Source organism: Achromobacter sp. 1012554356, assembly GCF_059760815.1.
The window spans coordinates 22329-37041 of sequence record NZ_JCBANC010000039.1; the positions used below are offsets into that span (position 1 = coordinate 22329).

Below are 14713 nucleotides of genomic sequence, written 5' to 3' on the forward strand. Positions count from 1 at the left end.
GTAAAAAACACCACGCGGATTCCAACGCATTGATTCGGCGTGGTTTTTTTCTGGCACGGATTTCGCATGAGGACACGTACCCAACCAACCGCAACACAGGAGGGCGTTCCCATCATGGGTCCGTATCGGAAATTATGGTTCACGTTGATCGCCGTGGTGGCGATCACATTTGCGCTGCTCGGCTTCTACGGCGGCGAGGTCTACCGCCAGGCGCCGCCCATTCCCGGGCAGGTGGTGACGTCCGACGGCCGCGCGCTGTTCGGCCGCGAAGACATCCTGGACGGGCAGACTGCCTGGCAATCCGTGGGGGGCATGCAGCTTGGCTCGATCTGGGGCCACGGCGCTTACCAGGCGCCCGACTGGACGGCCGACTGGCTGCACCGCGAACTGATGGCCTGGCTGGACCTGGCCGCGCGCGACGAACACGGCCAGGCCTACGCCCAACTGCCCGCGCCGCAGCAGGCCGCGCTGCGCGAAGCGCTCAAGGCCGAATACCGCGCCAATCGCAGCGACGCCGCGACCGACACGCTGACCATCACGCCGCGCCGCGCGAAGGCCATCGAACAGACGGCGGCCTACTACGACCAGCTGTTCTCCGACGCGCCCGCCTTGCAAGGCAGCCGCGAAAGCTTCGCCATGAAGGAAAACACGCTGCCGGACGCCACGCGCCGCACGCAGCTCACGCACTTCTTCTTCTGGACGGCCTGGGCCGCGGCCACCGAGCGCGAAGGCATGCCGGTCACCTACACCAACAACTGGCCGCACGAACCGCTGATCGGCAACCAGCCCAGCGCCGAAAACGTCATGTGGTCCATCATCAGCGTCGTCGTGCTGCTGGCGGGCATCGGCTTCCTGGTCTGGGCCTGGGCCTTCATGCGCGGCCAGGAAGAAGAAGAGCCGCAAGCGCCCGCGCGCGATCCGCTCACAGCCTTTGCCCTGACGCCCTCGCAGCGCGCCCTGGGCAAATACCTGTTCCTGGTCGTGGCGCTGTTCGGCTTTCAGGTGCTGCTGGGCGGTTTCACCGCGCACTACACCGTTGAAGGACAGAAGTTCTATGGCATCGACGTCTCGCAGTGGTTCCCTTATTCGCTGGTGCGCACCTGGCATATCCAGAGCGCCCTGTTCTGGATCGCAACGGGCTTTCTGGCCGCCGGCCTGTTCCTTGCCCCGCTGATCAACGGCGGACGCGATCCCAAGTTCCAGAAGGTCGGTGTCGATATCCTGTTCTGGGCGCTGGTGCTGGTCGTGGTCGGCTCGTTTGCCGGCAACTACCTGGCCATCGCGCAGATCATGCCGCCCGATCTGAATTTCTGGCTGGGTCACCAAGGCTATGAATACGTCGACCTGGGCCGCCTGTGGCAGATCGGCAAGTTTGCGGGCATCTGCTTCTGGCTGGTGCTGATGCTGCGCGGCATCGTGCCCGCGCTGCGCACGCCGGGCGGCGACAAGAACCTGCTGGCGCTGCTGACGGCTTCCGTCGGCGCCATTGGTCTCTTCTACGGCGCCGGTTTCTTCTACGGAGAACGCACCCACCTGACGATCATGGAGTACTGGCGCTGGTGGATCGTCCACCTGTGGGTCGAAGGCTTCTTCGAAGTGTTCGCCACCACGGCGCTGGCCTTCATCTTCTCCACCCTCGGTCTGGTGTCGCGCCGCATGGCAACGACCGCCAGTCTGGCCTCGGCATCGCTCTTCATGCTGGGCGGTATTCCCGGCACGTTCCACCATCTGTACTTCGCGGGCACGACCACGCCCGTGATGGCCGTCGGCGCCAGCTTCTCTGCGCTGGAAGTGGTGCCGCTGATCGTGCTGGGCTACGAAGCCTGGGAAAACTGGCGCCTGAAGACGCGCGCCGCCTGGATGGACAACCTGAAGTGGCCGCTGATGTGCTTTGTGGCCGTGGCCTTCTGGAACATGCTGGGCGCGGGCGTCTTCGGTTTCATGATCAACCCGCCGATCTCGCTGTATTACATCCAGGGCCTGAACACCACGCCGGTGCACGCGCATGCTGCGCTGTTCGGGGTGTACGGATTCCTGGCGCTGGGCTTCACGCTGCTGGTGCTGCGCTACATCCGCCCGCAGTACGCGTTGAACCCGGGCCTGATGAAGCTGGCGTTCTGGGGCATGAATATCGGTCTCGTGCTGATGATCTTCACCAGCCTGTTGCCGGTGGGCCTGATCCAGTTCCATGCCAGCGTCAGCGAAGGTATGTGGTACGCCCGCAGCGAAGCCTTTATGCAGCAGGACTTGCTCAAGACCCTGCGCTGGGGCCGCACGTTCGGCGACGTGGTGTTCCTGCTGGGTGCGCTGGCCATGGTCATGCAAGTGATCCTGGGCCTGCTCAGCAGCAAGCCCGCGCTGGTTGAACCCCGGCTGACCCCCAAGGCCGCGCGCGGCTGATCCAGGCACCTTCGCGACTTTGCGCCAGCGCAACGTTGCGAAGGCCGCCTCCCGGTCCAATGGAAGCCAAGCCTGCGCCGGTTCGGCGCGGGCGCTTCGGAGAAACTCCGCATGCGCTTCCTGCCGATCGCCGCCGCCATTTCTTTGTTGTTGACCGCTTGCGGGCCCGCAGACCGGGCCCGTTTTGCATTGCCGGAACTCACGCGGCTGCCGCCCGGCGAGGTCACCCATCAGCCTCCCGGCGACGCCTTGCGCAACGGTTATCCCGTCACGCCCGCACCCGTCACCACGCGGCATACACGCGGCGTCGCGATCATGACACGGCAAGTCAGCCAGGCCGAATACGCGGCGTGCGTGGCCGCCAGCGCCTGCAAACCGCTGGACGCGGAACACCGCAAGGACAATTCTCCGGATCTGCCCGCCACGGGCGTCAGTTGGTCCGATGCCTCGGCCTACGCGGCATGGCTGTCGGGGTCGACCGGCCAGCGCTATCGCTTGCCGCGCTACGCCGAATGGATCTACGCCGCGGGCGAGGCCTATCGCGAAGAAGCGCCGCCCGCGGCGCTGCAGGACAACAGCCAGGGTCCCACCGACCCCGCGCAGCGTTGGCTGGCGGAATACGAACAGGAAAGCCGTCGCAGCGGGCAGGGCGCTGAAACCGCGGTGCTGCCGTTCGGCCAGTACGGCGCCAATGCGGCGGGCGTCAAAGACATGGCGGGCAGCGTGTGGGACTGGACTTCCGACTGCCACTCGCGTCGCGTGCTGGACGCGGCGGGGGCGGAGTCGCCGGAAGACGCCGACCTCAGCCGCAACTGCGGCATCCGCGTCGCGGCGGGGCGACACATCGCGTATCTGCCCGATTTCATTCGCGACCCCAAGAGCGGGGCCTGTTCGGTCGGCGTGCCGCCCGCTAACCTGGGCGTGCGTCTGGTGCTGGAAGAGGGCTAGGGCGGCGCGTGCCCCGTCAACACTAGTGCGCGGCCAGTTCGGCGGCCGCGCGGTCGGCGGTGGTGCGTTTCAGGTCGGCACCGCCAGCCTCGGCACCCGTGGCCGGCGAGCCGCTGCGGCACGACAGGCAGGACGCGCAGTCCATGGCGGGCTGCGCGTTTTCGGACAGGCGGGCCAGGGCCGCGGGCGACCGCAGCACGATGCGCTTGCGGCCGCTGCTGACGATGCCGCGTTGCTTCCAGTCGCTAAGCAGCCGGCTGACGGTGTGCAACGTGGTGCCGGTCATTTCGGCGACGTCCTGGCGGGTGATCGGAAAGCCGATGCCGATGCCGTCATGCGTGGGCTGGCCGGATTGCTGCACCAGCCGCAGGATGGCACGCGCGACGCGTTGTTCGACCTCGTCGGTGGATAGTTCCTGGATTCGCACGTGCGCATCCTGCAGGCGCTGCCCCATGGTCTGCAGCGCAATCGCGCCCAATTGCGGATGGCTGGCCATGAATCCTTCCCAGGCTGCCGCCGGCCACGCCAGGCACACGCTTTCCTGCACGGCCAGCACGCTGGCGGGGTAACAGGACTGCCGCATGGCGCATGCCAGGCCAAACATATCGCCCGGGTTGACATATCTCACGACAACTTGGTCGCCTTCCGATGTAATTTGTGTGACCTTGAGGCAGCCGTGCAGCAACACGAAAAAATGCGCGCCTTCGGCGCCTTGCCGGTAGGCGGCTTCGCCGGCCTCAAGTCGGCATGGAACGGCGTCCTTCAGCGCGGCATCAAGCTGCGAATCGGACAACGGCCTGAACAGATCCAGGTTTCGGAGCAAGGCATGGCATAAAGGCGATGGCATGGCGGTCCGCTTATGGGCGTGGAGAAATTTTCCACGCGTCGATGGTGACACCTGGGGGGCACCCTGACAACGTGCGTGCGACCGCAGGGTTATCCCGAATTTGCGCTACAGCAAAGAACGCGATCGCTCGCGGTTCTTCAATGGAGGTGCCGACAGACTCGGCTTTGAAGAAACCGAAAGAGGAGTTGCACATGAACGCGTTGCGCCCCACCTTGCTTGCCGCCGCCCTGATGTTCACGATGGCAGGCGGTCTGGCTTCCGCCCAGAATGCGGACACGCTGCCGCGCGCCAAGGTCACGCTGGTTGCCCCGCCCATGGTTCACCCGCATGAGCAGGTGGCCAAGTCGGGCCCCAAGGTCGTCGAATTCACCATGACCATCGAAGAAAAGAAGATGGTCATCGACGGCAAGGGCACCACGCTGCAGGCCATGACTTTCAACGGATCCATGCCCGGCCCCACGATGGTCGTGCACGAGGGCGACTACGTGGAATTGACCCTGGTCAATCCCAAGACCAACGCAATGCCGCACAACGTCGACTTCCACGCCGCGACGGGCGCGCTGGGCGGCGCCAAGCTCACCAACGTGAACCCCGGCGAACAGGCTACGCTGCGTTTCAAGGCCGACCGCGCCGGGACCTTCGTCTATCACTGTGCGCCTGAAGGCATGGTGCCGTGGCACGTGGTGTCCGGCATGAGCGGCACGATCATGGTGCTGCCGCGCGAAGGCCTGAAGGACCCGCAGGGCAAGCCGCTCAAGTACGACCGCGCCTACACGATCGGCGAGTTCGACCTGTACATCCCCAAGGACGCCAACGGCAAGTACAAAGACTACGCGACCCTCGCCGAAAGCTACGGCGACACGGTGGAAGTCATGCGCAAGCTGACCCCGTCGCACATCGTCTTCAATGGCAAGGTCGGCGCGCTGATCGGCGACAACGCGCTCACGGCCAAGGTCGGCGAAACCGTGCTGCTGATCCATTCGCAAGCCAACCGCGACACGCGCCCGCACCTGATCGGCGGCCACGGCGACTGGGTCTGGGAAACCGGCAAGTTCAACAACCCGCCCGAAAAGGACCTGGAAACCTGGTTCATCCGCGGCGGTTCCGCGGGCGCGGCGCTGTACACGTTCAAGCAGCCCGGCGTATATGCCTACCTGAACCACAACCTGATCGAAGCCTTCGAGCTGGGCGCGGCCGGGCACATCAAGGTCGAGGGCAAGTGGAACGACGACCTGATGAAGCAGATCAAGGCGCCGGGCCCCATCCCGCAGTAATGGCCGGACGGCAAGGCGCGCGCCGCGCGTCTTGCCGGTTTGTTTCCCTTCCTCAAGCCTGGAATTCCCGCCATGCCCAAATTTGCTCGATTCTTGTTTGCCCTTGCACTGACGGGCCTGCCCGTGCAGCATGCCGCGGCCGACACTATTGCCGCGGTCAATCCCGCCGGCGAAAAACTCTACAAGTCCGCCTGTGTGGTGTGCCATGCCAGCGGCGTGGCCAATGCGCCCAAACTGGGCGACAAGCAGGCCTGGACGCCGTTCCTGGCGCAGGGCACGGACGCGCTGATGGTCACCGTGCTCAAGGGCAAGGGCGCCATGCCGCCGCGCGGCGGCTCGGCCGCAGACGACGCCACGCTGCGTGCCGCAGTGGAATACATGATGGCTGCGGCAAAGTAACGCGCAACCCGTGGCGCGGACTGACGCGGGTGGGATACCCGCCGCACTTTTCGCTGCGCTACGCGCGGCGGGCCAGCAAGGCCCATACGCCGGCGGCCGACAGCAGGGCGCCGCCGCCCAGGTTGAAGCCGCGCTGTGCGCGCGGGGACGCCAGCATGCGCCGGGCCGACCCGGCAAAGATCGCATAGGCTGCGGCGTTGATGCCGGCGCAGGCGACAAAAGTCGCCGACAACATCCATAACTGCTGCGTCACATCTCGCGCCGGATCGATGAACTGCGGCAGGAAGGCCACGAAGAAGATCATGCCCTTCGGGTTCAGCGCGGTCACCAGGTATGTGTTGGCAAACAGCTTCCAGCGCGAACCCGCCGCCGTTGCGACGGGCAGCGTGGCGGGCGACACGCCAGCGCGCAGCAGCCGGTAACCGAGATACAGCAGGTACAGGCCGCCAACGGTCTTGACCACCGTGAACCAGAACGCGGACGCGGCCAGCAGCGCGCCCAGGCCCAGCAGCGACAGCACCAAGGCGGTGGAATCGCCCAGCGCCACGGCCAGCACCAACGGCACGCGGGCGCGCTTGCCGTGCGTAAGCGAATAGCTGATGACGGTGAGGATGGTGGGGCCGGGCAGCATGACGAGCAGGGCGGAAGCACCCAGGAAGGCCAGCCAGGTTTCGAGCGACATGGAAGGAACTCCGTTTGAAGGGCCGGCGCGCGGGGCCGGCTGCGGCCAATGTATCTCAACTGTGGTGGCGTGAACACCGGGGCCGGCCAGGCGGCCGCCTCCGCGTGGCCCCGTCGGCCGCGAAACCGGCATGGCGCACCCGGCAGCCCACCCCGCAGTGGTGTTAAATACAGCTTTCCCGGACAGTGAACGCCGGCTGCGAGGCCGCGCGAAGGAAACTCCATGGCATTTGACTTTGACCTGTTTGTGATCGGCGCGGGCTCGGGCGGCGTACGCGCGGCCCGCTTTTCCGCCAGTTTCGGCGCGCGTGTGGCGGTGGCGGAAAGCCGCTACCTGGGAGGCACGTGTGTGAATGTGGGCTGCGTGCCCAAGAAGCTGCTGGTTTACGGCGCGCACTACAGCGAAGACTTCGAGCAGGCGCACGGCTTCGGCTGGTCCGCGGAAGCGCCCAAATTCGACTGGTTCACGCTGATCGCCAACAAGAACCGTGAAATCGAACGCCTGAACGGCATCTACCGCAACCTGCTGGTCAACAGCGGCGTGACGCTGCTGGAAGGCCACGCGCGCATCGTCGATCCGCACAAGGTTGAAATCAACGGCAAGACCTACAGCGCCGAACACATCCTGGTGGCAACCGGCGGCTGGCCGCAGGTGCCCGACATTCCGGGCAAGGAACTCGCCATCACCTCCAACGAGGCCTTCTTCCTGAAGGACCTGCCGCGCCGCGTGCTGGTCGTGGGCGGCGGTTATATCGCCGTGGAGTTCGCGTCCATCTTTAACGGCATGGGCGCGCAGACAGTTCAGTCCTATCGCGGCCCGCTGTTCCTGCGCGGCTTTGACCTGGGCGTGCGCGAGCACCTGCGCGATGAATTGGTCAAGAAGGGCATCGACCTGCGCATGAACACCGAGGTCGCGCGCATCGACAAGCGCGCGGACGGATCGCTCGCCGCCACCTGCAAGGATGGTTCCGTCATCGAGACCGATTGCGTGTTCTACGCCACGGGCCGTCGTCCGATGCTCGACAACCTGGGGCTGGAAAACACCGGCGTGAAGCTGCGCGAAGACGGCTTCATCGAGGTCGATGACGAATACCGCACCGCGGAGCCGTCCATCCTGGCCCTCGGCGACGTGATCGGCCGCGTGCCGCTGACGCCCGTGGCGCTGGCCGAAGGCATGGCGGTGGCACGCCGTCTGTTCCGCCCGAACGAATACCGCAAGGTCGACTACAAGCTGATCCCGACCGCGGTGTTCAGCCTGCCCAACATCGGCACGGTTGGCCTGACCACCGAAGAAGCGCGCGAAGCGGGCTACGAGGTGCAGCTTTTCGAAAGCCGGTTCCGGCCCATGAAGCTGACGCTGACCGAATCGCAGGAACGCACGCTGATGAAGGTGATCGTCGACGCGCAGACCGATCGCGTGCTGGGCGTGCACATGGTGGGTCCGGAGGCGGGCGAGATCGTGCAGGGCCTGGCCGTGGCGCTGAAGGCCGGCGCGACCAAGGCCGTGTTCGACGACACCATCGGCATCCATCCCACGGCGGCCGAAGAGTTCGTGACGATGCGCACGCCTGTCGCGGAATAAAACCGCCGGACGCTACAGGCGTTTGATCATGGCGCGCGCCGCTTCCGGCGCGCGTTCTTTTGCGCCATTGATGAAGTACGCGAAGACGTCCTGCGCCTTTTTCCCGGCAAGCGGTTTGCCCACCAGGGGCAGGTCATCCGGATCGGCGCCGCGTGCCCAGACCCGCAACCGCTCCGCCCAGGCGTCCAGCGCTTTGGGCGCGTAACCGGCCTTGTAGGCCGTGCTGGCGCGCATCAGCCGCGCGTAGACGAAGTCCGCCGTCCGGTCGGCGATAGCGGGAAACTCGTCGCTGTCGGTGTACACGGTCGCCGCGCGATGGCGGCGCGCAAGGGCCACATATTCCTCGCAGGCGAAACTGGCATGGCGCACGTCCAGCGCGTGCCGCAACGGTAGACCGTCCACCTTGTCCGGCAGCAATTCCAGGAAGGCGCCAAAATCCTTGGCGTTGAACTGTTTGGTTGGCGCGAACTGCCACACGATGGGCCCCAGCTTCGGACCCAGCTCGGCGATGCCGCTATTCACGAAGCGATCAATCGACTCCTTGGCGCCCGCCAGCTCGCGCCGGTTGGTCGAATACCGCGACGCCTTCAGCGAAAACATGAAATCGCCGGGCGTCTCGTCGCGCCATTTGGCGAAGGTGGCGGGCTTCTGGGTGCCGTAGTAAGTGCCGTTGATTTCGATGGCCGTGACTTGCCGGCTGGCGTATTCCAGCTCGCGCGCATGGGGCAGGTCGTCGGGATAGAAGACGCCGCGCCATGGCTCGAAGGTCCAGCCGCCGATGCCAACGCGGATGGCGGCGGGGCTATCGGCCGGGGACGGATGACGTTTCGGCATGGGCCGCGCTCCACGGGAAGGGTCGAGCGGTCCACTGTATCGCCGGCGCGACGAGCCGCCAACCCCGCCCGAAAATTCCGCTGTTCCGATACAGTTTTCGGCTAAGGTGTGCAGTCACGTCCCGACTTTCGACCGGCGCGCGCCGGCTCCCCATGCCTGACCTGACACATCTGCTGACTTTCGCCCTGGTTGCGCTGGGCATGGTGCTCACACCCGGGCCCAACATGATCTACCTGGTGTCGCGCTCCATCTCGCAAGGGCCGCAGGCCGGCCTGATTTCACTGGGCGGCGTGGCGGTGGGATTCATCTTCTATGTCGCCTGTGCGGCGTTCGGCATCACCGCGTTGCTGATGGCCGTGCCCTATGCCTACGACGCGCTGCGCATCGGCGGGGCGCTCTATCTGCTGTACATGGCGTGGCAGGCCATTCGGCCGGGAGGCCGCTCGCCGTTCCAGGTGCATGACCTGCCCAAGAGCAGCCCGCGGCAGTTGTTCACGATGGGCCTCTTGACCAATCTGCTCAATCCCAAGATCGCCGTCATGTACGTGTCGTTGCTGCCGCAGTTCATCCAGCCCGACCACGGCAGCGTCTTCACCCAGTCGCTGGCGCTGGGCATGACGCAAGTTGTGATCAGCCTGTCGGTGAACGCCCTGATCGCCATCATGGCCGGCTCCATTGCCGGTTTCCTGGCGGGCCGTCCGCTGTGGATGGTGGTGCAGCGCTGGCTGATGGGCACCGTGCTGGCCGGCTTGGCCGTCCGCATGCTTGTGGACACGCGCCGCTGATGCCGGCCGAGGACGGATTTTTCGCGACGCTGGGCGGCATGCTTGGCGAGGGCCTGCGCGCCATCGTTGCAGGGATCAAATGGCTGCTGGGCGGGTTGGGTGGCGCGCTGGCGGATTTCTATGCCGGCCTGGCCGGCGCGATGGGCATGAGCCCGTCGATCTTCAATCTGGTGCTGCTGGCGCTGGGCCTCATGTTCCTGTGGGGCGCGATCAAGGCGCTGCTGCGGCGGTCCATTCTGGGCTTCCTGTTCTGGCTGTTCATGACGCTGCTGGTGCTGGGCGGACTGGTCGACTAGCGCGTTCTAAACCGCCTGCGCCACCGCCAGCGCCACGTCCCGCAGCCGGCGCACCAAAGCCGGAAACCGTTCCGCGCCCGTGTTGCCGTAGCCGATCACCAGGCCGTTGTCATCAAAGCGCGGCGTCAGCGCAAACGATGACAGCGCGCCCGGATTCATGCCCAGCTTGCGCGCCTCGGCCACGATCGCCGTATCGGCGTAGGGGGGCGGCAGCCGCACGGTCAGATGCAGGCCGCAGTGCCCGCCCAACACTTCGTGCTCGATGCCCAGATGCAAGGCCAGCGCCTCGCGCAGCGCCGCCTGGCGTTCGCGGTACAGGCGCCGCATGCGGCCTAGATGGCGTGAGAACTGGCCGTTTTCAATGAACGCGGCCATGGTGAGCTGCTCCAGCCGGTGGCCGCCGCGCTGCATCTCGATGATGGACGGCATGGCCTCGTGCGCGATGGCTTCGGGCAGCACCAGAAAACCCAGACGCAGGGCCGGGAACATGGTCTTGCTGAATGTGCCCACATACAGCACCGGCGCGTCCGGCAGCAGCCCCTGCATGGCGGCGATCGGTTCGCCCTGGTGGCGGAATTCGCTGTCGTAATCGTCTTCGATGATCCACGCGCCCGCGCGGCGCGCGCGTTCCAGCAGGTCGAGCCGGCGGGTCAGCGACAGCACCGCGCCGGTCGGGTACTGGTGCGACGGCGTCGTCTGGATCAGGCGGGGCGGCTGGCGGGTCCAGGCGCTTTCCGGGATGACGATGCCGTCGGCGTCGACCCGCATGGCCACGACGTTCAGGTCTCCCGCATGGAAGGCGGCCTTGGCGCCGCGGTAACCCGGGTCTTCCAGCCAGGCGGTGTCGCCGGGATTGGTCAGCAATTGCACGCACAACGCCAGTCCGCCCTGCGCACCTTCGGTGATGACGATGCGCGAGGCGTCGCAATGCACCCCGCGCGACACGCGCAGGTATTGGGCGATGGCCTCGCGCAAGGCGGGCTCGCCCGCCGGATGGCCGTAGCCCAGCGCGGTGGCGGGCGCCGCCTGCAGGGCGCGGTCCTGCGCGCGGCGCCACGCGTTAAGGGGAAACTGTGTCAGCGCGGGCGTGCCCGGCGTCATCGGCAGGGAGCCGTCGTGGGTATAGCGCGTGGAGACGATGCGGGTCAGGCGCTGCGCCGTGGCCGGCGGCTGTGCGGGAAGGGGAGCCGCCTCGCGCGCGGCGCTGCGGGCGGCGGCCGACAGCGGCGCCACGCGAGTGCCCTGGCGGTCGGCAATCACGTAGCCTTCGGCCGTCAATTGCTCGTAGGCGATCAGCACCGTATTGCGCGAGATATCCAGTTCCTCGGACAGCGCGCGGGACGACGGCAGCTTGCCGCCCGCGGGAAGCTGGCCGGCAAGAATGGCCTGCTTGAGACGCTGGATAAGCTGACGCTGGCGCGGCAGCGAACCGGGGCCGCGCGCGAGCGGACTGGACAACAGCGGGGCATTGGCGGCATCGCGCAAGGAAGTCTCTGTCATGGCCCTATTAAATTCAAGGTTCGTGGCGCTTTTTATGATGCCACGGTTCCGATATCGTGAGGCCCTGGGTGTTGCGCCCGCCACCGTCGGCGGCGCGCCCTGAACCGACTCCCGAGGCACCGCTCGCATGCAACCCCGCACCAATGATTTTCAGCAACCCATCGGCCCGGCGCTGCCCGGCTGGACCACTCGTCCGCGTCCGCCGGCCGAGCCCGCCATTGGCCGTTACTGCCGCCTGGAGCCGCTGTCGGCCGAGCGCCACGCGGCAGACCTGTACCAGGCGTTCAGCCAGGCGCCCGACGACAGCGACTGGACCTACATGGGCGTCGGGCCGTTTGCCGACGAGGCGGCCTACCGGACGTTCGCCGCCAACGCGCAGACCAGTCCCGACCCGATGCACCACGCCATCATCGATCTCGCGACTGGCCGGGCCGTCGGCACGCTGGCGCTGATGCGCATCGACCCGCCCAACGGCGTCATCGAGGTCGGCTTCGTGTCCTATTCGCGCCAGCTCAAGCGCACCCGCATCGCCACCGAGGCGCAGTTCCTGCTGATGCGCCGCGCCTTCGACGAGCTGGGCTACCGCCGCTACGAATGGAAGTGCGACAGCCTGAACGCGCCGTCGCGCGCCGCCGCGCTGCGCCTGGGCTTCACCTTTGAGGGCATCTTCCGGCAGGCCACGGTCTACAAGGGCCGCAGCCGCGACACGGCGTGGTTCTCGATCATCGACAGCGAATGGCCCGCGCTGCGCGTCGCCTACGAGCGCTGGCTCAGCCCGGACAACTTCGATGCCGAAGGCAACCAGCGCCAGGGGCTGGCGGCGCTGATCGCCGCCGAGCGCGGTGGCAACGCCGGGGGAGACCACGCGGCGTGCGCCTGATTCCGGTGGCATTGGCCCTGTTCTGGGGCCTGAACTGGCCGGCGGTGAAGATCATTCTGTCGATCTTCCCGCCGTTCACCTTGCGCGTGCTTGGCTTGGGCAGCGGCGCGCTGCTGCTGTTGCTGCTGGCGGGCGCCAAGCGGCTGCCGCTCTTGCCGCCGCGCAGCGCGTGGCCGGGCATTGCGGTGGGCGGCGTGCTGGCCGTGGCCGTCTTCAATCTGGCCGTGGCCTGGGCGCAGCTCAGCACCAGCACATCGCGCGCGGCGGTGCTGACTTTCACCATGCCGATGATGTCGGCGCTGCTGGCGTGGCTGGTGCTGGGCGAGCGCCTGGACCGCCGCCGCGGCCTGGCGCTGCTGCTGGGTGCGTGCGGCGTCGCCGTGCTGGCCTGGCCGGTGCTGCAGGCGGTATTCGGCGGCAACGACGTGGCCGCTGCGAAGGGGCTGGTGTTTCCGCTGGTGGCGGCCTTCGGGTGGGCGGCCGGCACCGTGTATCTGAAGCGCTGGCCCGTCGCGGGCAACCGCATCGTGATCACGGCCTGGCAGCTTGTCGTCGGCGCCACCTGCGCCTTGGCTGGCGCGCTGATCGCCGGTGAATCCTTTCCCACGCACGGTTGGACCGCCAGCGTCGCGGGGGCGCTCTCGTTTCACATCATCCTGGGCACTGCGGTCGCGTATTGGTTGTGGTTCGTGCTGAGCGAACGCGTCAGCGCCACCGTCGCCGCGCTGACCACGCTGATGGTGCCGGTCGTGGGCGTGCTGGGTGCGATGGCGCTGGTGGGCGACCGGCCGGCCCCGGCGGACTGGTGGGGCTTCGCCTTCGTCATGGCCGGGGCGGGGCTGATCGTTTTGAACCTGGGTCAGCGGCGATCCTGAGCGGCCGCCGCCGACGGCAGCCACGAGCCGTGAAGCCCGGCCGGTACGCGGCGCGGCAGGCGCACCTGAGCAAGCGGCCCGGCGGCCAGATCGCGCGCGTCCAGCACGATGAACCGGCCGCCGGCGTCGTCTTCCGCGTGCACGAAGCTCAGGATGTAGCCGTCCGCTTCGCCCGCGCCGGCGGGATCGGCGGCGAACACCGGTTCGCACGCGGTCTGTCCGGCGGGCAGGCGGTACACGGTCTTCTCGTTCGTCTGCACGTCGTAGCGTGCAAAGGCCTCGAAGGCGCCAGGCTGCGGCGTTTCGCCCGGACGCGGATCTCGCAGCCCGGCATAACAGAACCGCGTGCGCCGGCCCAGCCACGCGTCGTTGACCCGGCCGAACTCACAGGGCTGGTCGTCCAGCGTCTCGTCGTCCACGCGTCCGCTTGCCATATCGATGCGCAGCCGGTGCATTTCAAGCCGCTTGCGGGAAGTGGGCCCGTAGCCATCGTGCCAGGGCAGCACCGCCTCGATCACGTCGCCGTCCGCGTAGGCATTGGCGACGTGCCAATTGAAGAAGGGGGCGGCTTCGATCCACCGGATCTGCGCCGCGTCGGTACAGTCGCGCGGCACCAGCAGCACCTGCGTGCCGCGTTGCGGTTCCCAGGCGGGCGCCGCCGGTCCGCGGCTGAAGTCGAACACCAGGGGGCACACAAACGCCACCACGTGGGTGGCGGTCAGGCCGATGTCGTGGACCAGCGCCGGCCAGGGTGATGCAAACGCCACCTGCCGGTCCACCCGGCCGGCGGCGTCCAACCGCATGTACTCAAGCGTGCCCGCCATGAGGTCGTAATTGATCGCCAGCATTTCCCCGGTCAGCGGATCGACCTTGGGATGCGCGGAGAACGCGCCCGTGAGCTTGCCCTGGAACGTGTTGGCGCCCACCGTGCCCAGCGCGTCATCCAGTTCGTACGGGCAGCCGCCTTCATACAGCGCGTGGATGCGGCCGGCGTGGCGCAGCACGTTTGTGTTGGCCAGGTTGGCATACGGCGGCGGACCGAACGTCGGGTTGTAAATGCGGTGGCCGGCGGCCTGCTCTTCCTGCAGTTCTGCGGTCAGCACCCAGCGGTTGCGGTAGCGCGCGCGGCCGCCGTCCAGGTAGAGCGCGTGGACCATGCCCGTGCCGTCGAAGGGATAGGCGTAGCCGGGGCCAGGTTCGAATTGCGGATTGGGTCCGTTGCGCATGAAGACGCCGGACAGGCCGGGGGGCAAGGTGCCTTCCACGGGCAGATCGGCGTCGTCGCGTTCGTCAAAGACCGGCGCGAATGCGCGGGACAGGGCGGGGTTGTCGCTGTGCCAGGGTTGCATGTGACCTCCGGGCCGAGGCCGCGCGCCGGGTGGAAACGACGGCCTGCACATAGATCGGGCAGG

At 67.1% G+C, this 14713-nt stretch carries 15 protein-coding genes; 10 read left to right on the forward strand and 5 right to left on the reverse strand.

The window, feature by feature from the left end:
- Window positions 1-114 precede the first annotated feature (114 nt).
- Together AC6LJW_RS19390 and AC6LJW_RS19395 are read left to right on the forward strand one after the other, a co-directional pair.
- On the forward strand, window positions 115-2400 hold the full coding sequence (locus tag AC6LJW_RS19390; protein WP_498088027.1) for a nitric-oxide reductase large subunit: 2286 nt from the start codon (window positions 115-117) through the stop codon (window positions 2398-2400).
- A 111-nt stretch (window positions 2401-2511) separates the two neighbouring features.
- Window positions 2512-3348: an SUMF1/EgtB/PvdO family nonheme iron enzyme gene (locus AC6LJW_RS19395; protein ID WP_498088028.1), complete on the forward strand. Its 837-nt coding sequence runs from the start codon at window positions 2512-2514 to the stop codon at window positions 3346-3348.
- Between the two features lie 22 nt (window positions 3349-3370).
- On the opposite strand, the gene AC6LJW_RS19400 is transcribed toward AC6LJW_RS19395, so the two are convergent.
- Entirely contained in the window at window positions 3371-4036 is a 666-nt protein-coding gene (locus AC6LJW_RS19400; RefSeq protein WP_498088049.1) for a Crp/Fnr family transcriptional regulator, read from the reverse strand.
- Here AC6LJW_RS19400 and AC6LJW_RS19405 point away from each other — a divergent pair.
- The 3 genes from AC6LJW_RS19405 to AC6LJW_RS19415 all read left to right on the forward strand — a co-directional run bounded on the left by AC6LJW_RS19405 (window position 4025) and on the right by AC6LJW_RS19415 (window position 5868).
- Entirely contained in the window at window positions 4025-4183 is a 159-nt protein-coding gene (locus tag AC6LJW_RS19405) for a hypothetical protein (RefSeq protein ID WP_235512321.1), read from the forward strand. The genes AC6LJW_RS19400 and AC6LJW_RS19405 overlap by 12 nt on opposite strands.
- Window positions 4184-4386: 203 nt before the next feature.
- A complete protein-coding gene (gene nirK / locus AC6LJW_RS19410; protein ID WP_498088029.1) occupies window positions 4387-5469 on the forward strand; it encodes a copper-containing nitrite reductase in 1083 nt (360 codons plus the stop codon).
- Between the two features lie 72 nt (window positions 5470-5541).
- Window positions 5542-5868: a c-type cytochrome gene (locus AC6LJW_RS19415; RefSeq protein WP_056569845.1), complete on the forward strand. Its 327-nt coding sequence runs from the start codon at window positions 5542-5544 to the stop codon at window positions 5866-5868.
- A gap of 58 nt (window positions 5869-5926) precedes the next feature.
- Here AC6LJW_RS19415 and AC6LJW_RS19420 read toward each other — a convergent pair whose 3' ends face one another.
- A complete protein-coding gene (locus tag AC6LJW_RS19420) occupies window positions 5927-6550 on the reverse strand; it encodes a LysE family translocator (RefSeq protein WP_498088031.1) in 624 nt (207 codons plus the stop codon).
- A gap of 222 nt (window positions 6551-6772) precedes the next feature.
- Between AC6LJW_RS19420 and gorA the strand changes: the two genes are divergently transcribed.
- Window positions 6773-8131 carry a glutathione-disulfide reductase gene (gene gorA, locus AC6LJW_RS19425; RefSeq protein WP_498088032.1) on the forward strand — a complete coding sequence of 453 codons (1359 nt, stop codon included), beginning with the start codon at window positions 6773-6775 and terminating at the stop codon, window positions 8129-8131.
- 12 nt (window positions 8132-8143) lie between these two features.
- Here gorA and AC6LJW_RS19430 read toward each other — a convergent pair whose 3' ends face one another.
- Complete coding sequence (locus AC6LJW_RS19430; protein WP_498088033.1) at window positions 8144-8965, reverse strand: DUF72 domain-containing protein; 822 nt, start codon at window positions 8963-8965, stop codon at window positions 8144-8146.
- A 152-nt stretch (window positions 8966-9117) separates the two neighbouring features.
- On the opposite strand from AC6LJW_RS19430, the gene AC6LJW_RS19435 reads away from it, so the two are divergent.
- Complete coding sequence (locus AC6LJW_RS19435) at window positions 9118-9750, forward strand: LysE family translocator (RefSeq protein ID WP_056569853.1); 633 nt, start codon at window positions 9118-9120, stop codon at window positions 9748-9750.
- Window positions 9750-10046 carry a hypothetical protein gene (locus AC6LJW_RS19440; protein WP_056569854.1) on the forward strand — a complete coding sequence of 99 codons (297 nt, stop codon included), beginning with the start codon at window positions 9750-9752 and terminating at the stop codon, window positions 10044-10046. The genes AC6LJW_RS19435 and AC6LJW_RS19440 overlap by 1 nt, the downstream gene beginning before the upstream one ends.
- Window positions 10047-10052: 6 nt before the next feature.
- Here AC6LJW_RS19440 and pdxR read toward each other — a convergent pair whose 3' ends face one another.
- Window positions 10053-11546, reverse strand: coding sequence for a MocR-like pyridoxine biosynthesis transcription factor PdxR (gene pdxR / locus AC6LJW_RS19445; protein ID WP_427985329.1), 1494 nt, complete (start codon window positions 11544-11546; stop codon window positions 10053-10055).
- 127 nt (window positions 11547-11673) lie between these two features.
- Here pdxR and AC6LJW_RS19450 point away from each other — a divergent pair, with 127 nt between their 5' ends.
- A complete protein-coding gene (locus AC6LJW_RS19450) occupies window positions 11674-12426 on the forward strand; it encodes a GNAT family N-acetyltransferase (protein ID WP_056569856.1) in 753 nt (250 codons plus the stop codon).
- Window positions 12417-13301 (forward strand): DMT family transporter, encoded by an 885-nt coding sequence (locus AC6LJW_RS19455; protein ID WP_056569858.1) that lies wholly within the window; start codon window positions 12417-12419, stop codon window positions 13299-13301. The genes AC6LJW_RS19450 and AC6LJW_RS19455 overlap by 10 nt, the downstream gene beginning before the upstream one ends.
- Here AC6LJW_RS19455 and AC6LJW_RS19460 read toward each other — a convergent pair.
- Complete coding sequence (locus tag AC6LJW_RS19460; RefSeq protein WP_056569859.1) at window positions 13286-14650, reverse strand: carotenoid oxygenase family protein; 1365 nt, start codon at window positions 14648-14650, stop codon at window positions 13286-13288. The genes AC6LJW_RS19455 and AC6LJW_RS19460 overlap by 16 nt on opposite strands.
- Between the last annotated feature and the right edge of the window lie 63 nt (window positions 14651-14713).

What these genes read in the sequence shown, in the direction of transcription:
- AC6LJW_RS19395 (WP_498088028.1), top strand. Translation starts at nt 2,512, where the DNA reads ATGCGCTTCCTGCCGATCGCCGCCGCCATTTCTTTGTTGTTGACCGCT.
- nirK (WP_498088029.1), top strand. Translation starts at nt 4,387, where the DNA reads ATGAACGCGTTGCGCCCCACCTTGCTTGCCGCCGCCCTGATGTTCACG.
- AC6LJW_RS19435 (WP_056569853.1), top strand. Translation starts at nt 9,118, where the DNA reads ATGCCTGACCTGACACATCTGCTGACTTTCGCCCTGGTTGCGCTGGGC.
- AC6LJW_RS19430 (WP_498088033.1), bottom strand. Translation starts at nt 8,965, where the DNA reads ATGCCGAAACGTCATCCGTCCCCGGCCGATAGCCCCGCCGCCATCCGC.
- AC6LJW_RS19420 (WP_498088031.1), bottom strand. Translation starts at nt 6,550, where the DNA reads ATGTCGCTCGAAACCTGGCTGGCCTTCCTGGGTGCTTCCGCCCTGCTC.
- AC6LJW_RS19450 (WP_056569856.1), top strand. Translation starts at nt 11,674, where the DNA reads ATGCAACCCCGCACCAATGATTTTCAGCAACCCATCGGCCCGGCGCTG.
- AC6LJW_RS19440 (WP_056569854.1), top strand. Translation starts at nt 9,750, where the DNA reads ATGCCGGCCGAGGACGGATTTTTCGCGACGCTGGGCGGCATGCTTGGC.
- AC6LJW_RS19415 (WP_056569845.1), top strand. Translation starts at nt 5,542, where the DNA reads ATGCCCAAATTTGCTCGATTCTTGTTTGCCCTTGCACTGACGGGCCTG.
- AC6LJW_RS19390 (WP_498088027.1), top strand. Translation starts at nt 115, where the DNA reads ATGGGTCCGTATCGGAAATTATGGTTCACGTTGATCGCCGTGGTGGCG.
- AC6LJW_RS19460 (WP_056569859.1), bottom strand. Translation starts at nt 14,650, where the DNA reads ATGCAACCCTGGCACAGCGACAACCCCGCCCTGTCCCGCGCATTCGCG.
- gorA (WP_498088032.1), top strand. Translation starts at nt 6,773, where the DNA reads ATGGCATTTGACTTTGACCTGTTTGTGATCGGCGCGGGCTCGGGCGGC.
- pdxR (WP_427985329.1), bottom strand. Translation starts at nt 11,546, where the DNA reads ATGACAGAGACTTCCTTGCGCGATGCCGCCAATGCCCCGCTGTTGTCC.